At 39.6% G+C, this 5,298-nt stretch carries 7 protein-coding genes; 6 read left to right on the forward strand and 1 reads right to left on the reverse strand.

The window, feature by feature from the left end:
• The coding region (locus QZ359_RS01075) for an LPXTG cell wall anchor domain-containing protein (protein ID WP_293954344.1) at positions 1–115 on the forward strand (115 nt) is incomplete at its 5' end.
• A 477-nt stretch (positions 116–592) separates the two neighbouring features.
• Positions 593–901, forward strand: coding sequence for a hypothetical protein (locus QZ359_RS01080; protein WP_293954326.1), 309 nt, complete (start codon positions 593–595; stop codon positions 899–901).
• A 78-nt stretch (positions 902–979) separates the two neighbouring features.
• Here the strand turns inward: QZ359_RS01080 and QZ359_RS01085 are convergent, their stop codons facing one another.
• The gene (locus QZ359_RS01085; RefSeq protein WP_143952351.1) at positions 980–1,339 is read right to left on the reverse strand and encodes a DUF3397 domain-containing protein; all 360 of its coding nucleotides are present in this window, start codon (positions 1,337–1,339) and stop codon (positions 980–982) included.
• A 91-nt stretch (positions 1,340–1,430) separates the two neighbouring features.
• Here QZ359_RS01085 and QZ359_RS01090 point away from each other — a divergent pair, with 91 nt between their 5' ends.
• Genes QZ359_RS01090 through QZ359_RS01105 form a run of 4 tightly spaced genes read left to right on the forward strand, consistent with a single transcriptional unit; the run spans position 1,431 to position 5,241 of the window.
• Positions 1,431–2,387, forward strand: a complete 957-nt coding sequence (locus QZ359_RS01090) for a TIGR01212 family radical SAM protein (RefSeq protein WP_293954331.1) — start codon at positions 1,431–1,433, stop codon at positions 2,385–2,387.
• Complete coding sequence (locus QZ359_RS01095) at positions 2,371–2,928, forward strand: class I SAM-dependent methyltransferase (RefSeq protein ID WP_293954334.1); 558 nt, start codon at positions 2,371–2,373, stop codon at positions 2,926–2,928. The genes QZ359_RS01090 and QZ359_RS01095 overlap by 17 nt, the downstream gene beginning before the upstream one ends.
• A complete protein-coding gene (locus QZ359_RS01100; RefSeq protein WP_101785926.1) occupies positions 2,921–3,175 on the forward strand; it encodes a hypothetical protein in 255 nt (84 codons plus the stop codon). The genes QZ359_RS01095 and QZ359_RS01100 overlap by 8 nt, the downstream gene beginning before the upstream one ends.
• A gap of 11 nt (positions 3,176–3,186) precedes the next feature.
• The gene (locus QZ359_RS01105) at positions 3,187–5,241 is read left to right on the forward strand and encodes a sodium:proton antiporter (protein WP_293954342.1); all 2,055 of its coding nucleotides are present in this window, start codon (positions 3,187–3,189) and stop codon (positions 5,239–5,241) included.
• Positions 5,242–5,298 lie beyond the last annotated feature (57 nt).

Genomic DNA, 5,298 nt, shown 5'->3' on the forward strand with positions numbered 1-5,298 from the left:
CAATGATAGGTTACCAAAAACCGGAACAGTTAACGAAGGCTTTACGTCATTGGTTGCCGGAATAATGTTTACCTTAGGTGCATTTCTTGGATTGAAGAAAAAAGATCAAGATTAGGACAAAAGCTATAGATGAAAAAATGGTTTATGTACTGAGATAGTATAATGATGAAACAGTTTTGTGAAAATAGCTATTTATAACTCAATTATTTAGTTTACTTTGCTGTTGATATTCTTTTTGGATTTATTAATAGACTTAGTTTCGACAACTAATGAATGATTGAAAGGGTTAATATTGACAAATATTGATTAGCAAATAGAGTCTATCAAAATTTAAAGGCTAATAGAGGTGATGAGATAATTTCAAGGAATTAAGTAGCGTTTGATTGCTTAATTCCTTTTCATTTGGAAGGAAGTTTTTCACCTGCTTCCTTATTTTATGGCTATTATTCAACCACTTAGACCGATATAGAGACCAGATAGGTAAAAGAACTTGTTCTTGAAACTGACCTCTGCTATAATGATTGGTGTAAGGGACATGAGGTATCAATATCAGATAACTCAAGTTCCTAAAAAAGAAATTGGAGATAAAGAAATGAAAAAATTATTGGGGCTTGTATTTTTAGTAGCAGCAGCGACAGTAGTGTATTTTGGTTCTGTTGGCTGGCCAAGTTTGGATGTCAACCTATGGTCACTGATTCCGGTAGGCTTGTTCCTCTATTTCACTCTAGAGAATCTTTTGAAAAAAGACTACAAGGCTAGTCTGATGTGTTTGATTATTGCCTTTATCATCGCAAATGCAATTTTGGACCTTTTGCCAATTTCAAGTGGCTTGGTAATTGGAGCGGGCGTACTAGCTTGCATTGGTATTGGATTTATCTTTCCTGATAAAGAAAGTAAATAGGAATTATTGAAAAAGATATAAAGAAAAACACTTCAATCACTGTATTTAGTTTGATTGAGGTGTTTTTGATTTAAGATTTTATTTTTGAACTAAAAGCTCAAAAATCATCTCGATATACATGACAAGGGTTAATAAGAATCCTGCACGCCAGAAGAATTTGATGAATTTAGGATAGTAAAAGCTACGTTTTTTCAAAAGGAAGAAAAAAATGAGAACAATGGCTAGGAGTGAGAGGGCTAGCCCCAGTCTAGGGAGGAAATTATGGGTAAAGGTTTTAGCTGTAATCAGGTAATACTCAAATACCAAGACTGGAAAAGCCAAATCCGCAAAGTTTCGGCCTAGTTTTTTTAATCTAAAAAGTTTGGTTATGATAATGCAAACGACTAAGGTCAGTATCAATAATAAAATAGATGCTAATTTCATTAAAATCATATCCATATTGTATCATAAAAAATCGCTAATGGAAACGAGAAACAGAGGAATTTATAGGAAAGTCAGGCTTTTGAGATTGTGGGTGATTTTTGTTATAATGAAAGTTATGAAATCTTATAATACCTTGAATGATTATTATCGAAAACTCTTTGGAGAAAAGACTTTTAAAGTCCCTATTGATGCGGGATTTGACTGTCCCAATCGTGATGGAACTGTGGCTCATGGAGGCTGTACTTTTTGTACGGTTTCAGGTTCTGGAGATGCTATCGTAGCACCAGATGCGCCTATCCGAGAGCAATTTTATAAGGAAATTGACTTTATGCACCGTAAGTGGCCGGATGTTCAGAAGTATCTGGTTTATTTTCAAAATTTTACCAACACCCATGAAAAGGTGGAAGTCATCCGAGAGCGCTATGAGCAGGCTATCAATGAGCCAGATGTGGTCGGAATCAATATCGGAACGCGACCAGACTGTCTGCCAGATGAAACCATCGAGTATTTGGCTGAGTTATCGGAGCGTATGCATGTAACAGTTGAATTGGGCTTGCAGACCACTTATGAAACAACCTCTGACTTGATTAACCGTGCCCACTCTTATGAATTGTACGTGGAAACGGTCAAGCGTTTGAGAAAGTATCCCAAGATTGAGATTGTTTCACATCTGATCAATGGTCTTCCTGGTGAAACCCATGAGATGATGGTTGAAAATGTCCGCCGTTGTGTCACGGATAACGATATTCAAGGAATTAAACTGCATCTGCTTCACCTTATGACAAATACACGTATGCAACGGGATTATCACGAGGGACGTTTGCAATTGATGAGTCAGGACGAATATGTCAAGGTCATCTGTGACCAACTGGAAATCATCCCCAAGCATATCGTCATCCACCGAATCACAGGAGATGCTCCCAGGGATATGCTGATTGGGCCTATGTGGAGCCTCAATAAATGGGAAGTTCTCAACAGCATTGAGATGGAGATGCGACGTCGTGGAAGCGTTCAAGGATGCAAGGCTGTAAAACAGGAGTTTGAAAATGAAAAGACCACTTGAGATGGCACATGATTTTTTGGCTGAGGTTGTAACTCAGGATGATATCGTAGTGGATGCGACCATGGGAAATGGTCATGACACGCTTTTTTTAGCCAAGCTAGCCAAGAAAGTCTATGCCTTTGATATTCAGGAACAAGCCTTGGAAAAGACCAAGGAGCGTTTGAACCAAGCTGGAATGACAAATGCCCAGTTAATCTTGCAAGGTCATGAGACACTAGACCAGTTTGTGACAGAAGCCAAGGCAGGGATTTTTAATCTGGGCTATTTACCGTCAGCTGATAAGTCCGTCATCACCCAACCTCAGACTACCATTGAAGCATTAGAAAAGCTGTGTCATTTGCTTGTCAAAGGTGGACGGATTGCTATTATGATCTACTACGGTCATAATGGAGGAGATCTCGAGAGGGATGCTGTCTTGGATTTTGTTAGCCAGTTGAACCAACAAGAGTACACAGTTGCCATTTACCGAACTTTAAACCAAGTCAACAACCCACCGTTTTTAGTAATGATTGAAAAATTAGAGAGATATAGTCATGGATAAACAATACCTACGTGAAAAGCTGGATACCATGCGCCAGAATTTTGTTGAATCAACCCACCATGAACGAGCGGTAGGCGTGCTAGATCAAGCGCATATGAGCAAAAAAATGCTTAAAATCAAGAAAAAATTAGTTGCTCTTGAAATGGAACGGTGCCAGAGAAAAATTGAGCACAAAGACTGTTCCAAGATTGACCAAAAAATCAAAGAGCAGAAGGAGATATTTGAATCTTGTTGTAAAAAAGATTAAGGAGGTCTTGCGTGGAATTACTGATTTACCTCATCCTATTTTTAGTGGTCTTGATTGTCTCAAGTACAACCAATAAACTCCTGCCCTTTTTGCCTCTCCCTTTGGTGCAAATTCTTTTGGGAATTGTGATTGGTCTCTTTTTACCCAATACCGACTTTCACCTCAATACAGAGTTGTTTTTGGCCCTGGTTATCGGGCCCTTGCTTTTTCGAGAGTCGGAAGAAGCGGACATTACAGCTATTTTAAAACACTGGCGAATCATTGTTTATCTCATATTTCCAGTGATTTTTATCTCGACCCTGAGTTTGGGTGGCTTGGCCCATCTTCTTTGGCTCAGTCTCCCCTTGGCGGCTTGCTTGGCTGTTGGGGCAGCTCTTGGCCCTACGGACTTGGTTGCCTTTGCTTCTCTTTCGGAGCGTTTTAGCTTTCCTAAGCGCGTGTCCAATATCCTTAAGGGTGAAGGACTCTTGAATGATGCTTCTGGCTTGGTTGCCTTTCAGGTAGCTTTGACAGCTTGGACAACTGGAGCCTTTTCCCTTGGACAAGCTAGTAGTTCGCTCATCTTTTCAATCCTAGGCGGTTTTTTAATTGGATTTTTAACAGCCATGACCAACCGTTTCCTCCATACCTTCTTGCTGAGTGTGCGCGCAACGGATATTGCCAGTGAACTTTTATTGGAATTGAGTTTGCCCCTGGTGACCTTCTTCCTGGCAGAAGAAGTCCATGTTTCAGGGATTATTGCCGTTGTAGTTGCTGGGATTTTACAGGCAAGCCGTTTTAAGAAAATTACGCTCCTCGAAGCCCAAGTGGATACGGTGACCGAGACGGTCTGGGATACAGTGAACCTTATGCTCAACGGTTCTGTCTTTGTAATCTTGGGAATTGAGTTGGAAATGATAGCAGAGCCTATCTTAACCAATCCAATTTATAATCCCTTACTTTTATTGCTATCTCTTATAGCCCTTACCTTTGTCCTCTTTGCTATTCGTTTTGTCATGATCTATGGTTATTATGCCTATAGAACCAGACGTCTCAAGAAAAAGCTAAATAAGTATATGAAGGACATGCTTCTTTTGACCTTTTCAGGTGTCAAGGGAACGGTGTCGATTGCTACAATCCTTCTGATACCAAGTAATCTAGAACAGAAGTATCCTCTCTTGCTTTTCCTTGTTGCAGGTGTGACGCTTGTAAGCTTTTTAACAGGCCTCGTGGTCTTGCCTCATCTTTCTGACGAACAGGAAGAAAGCAAGGATTATCTCATGCATATCGCCATTTTGAATGAAGTAACGATAGAGTTGGAAAAAGAGTTGGAAGGTACCAGAAATAAACTTCCCCTCTATGCAGCTATTGACAATTATCATGGACGTATTGAAAATCTCATCCTGAATCAAGAAAACAAGGGGGCTCAAGAAGACTGGGAGGCCTTGAAACTTCTCATCCTCAGTATTGAAAGTGATGGTTTAGAACAGGCTTACGAAGAAGACAAGATGAGTGAGCGTGCCTATCGAGTTTACCAACGTTATTTGAAAAACATGGAACAAAGTATCAATCGCAAGTTTGCTTCACGATTGACCTATTATTTCCTTGTTTCCTTGCGGCTTTTACGTTTTCTCCTTCACGAAGTCTTTACTTTTGGAAAGACCTTTCGCAGTTGGAAAAATGAAGAATCACAGAAACTTAGAGCCCTTGACTATGACCAAATTGCAGAGCTCTATCTAGAAAATACAGAGATGATTATCGAAAGTCTGGAGAATCTAAAAGGGGTTTATAAGAGTTCCTTGATTAGCTTCATGCAAGATTCTCGTCTCCGTGAAACAGCTATCATCACTAGTGGTGCCTTTGTCGAACGGGTTATCAATCGTGTTAAACCCAACAATATCGATGAAATGCTGAGAGGCTATTATTTGGAGCGCAAGTTGATATTCGAATATGAAGAAAAACGATTGATTACGACCAAGTATGCCAAGAAGTTACGACAAAATGTCAATAACTTAGAGAACTATTCCTTGAAGGAAGCTGCCAATACCCTGCCTTATGATATGATGGAATTGGTAAGAAGAAATTAGTTAATACTCTTCGAAAATCTCTTCAAACCACGTCAGCTTTATCTGCAACCTCAAAGC

The organism is Streptococcus sp. (assembly GCF_019414905.1).
Classification (GTDB): Bacteria; Bacillota; Bacilli; order Lactobacillales; family Streptococcaceae; genus Streptococcus.

Excerpts from the sequence above, each read along its gene's own strand:
- QZ359_RS01080 (WP_293954326.1), top strand. The coding sequence starts at position 593 with ATGAAAAAATTATTGGGGCTTGTATTTTTAGTAGCAGCAGCGACAGTA.
- QZ359_RS01085 (WP_143952351.1), bottom strand. The coding sequence starts at position 1,339 with ATGGATATGATTTTAATGAAATTAGCATCTATTTTATTATTGATACTG.
- QZ359_RS01090 (WP_293954331.1), top strand. The coding sequence starts at position 1,431 with ATGAAAGTTATGAAATCTTATAATACCTTGAATGATTATTATCGAAAA.
- QZ359_RS01095 (WP_293954334.1), top strand. The coding sequence starts at position 2,371 with ATGAAAAGACCACTTGAGATGGCACATGATTTTTTGGCTGAGGTTGTA.
- QZ359_RS01100 (WP_101785926.1), top strand. The coding sequence starts at position 2,921 with ATGGATAAACAATACCTACGTGAAAAGCTGGATACCATGCGCCAGAAT.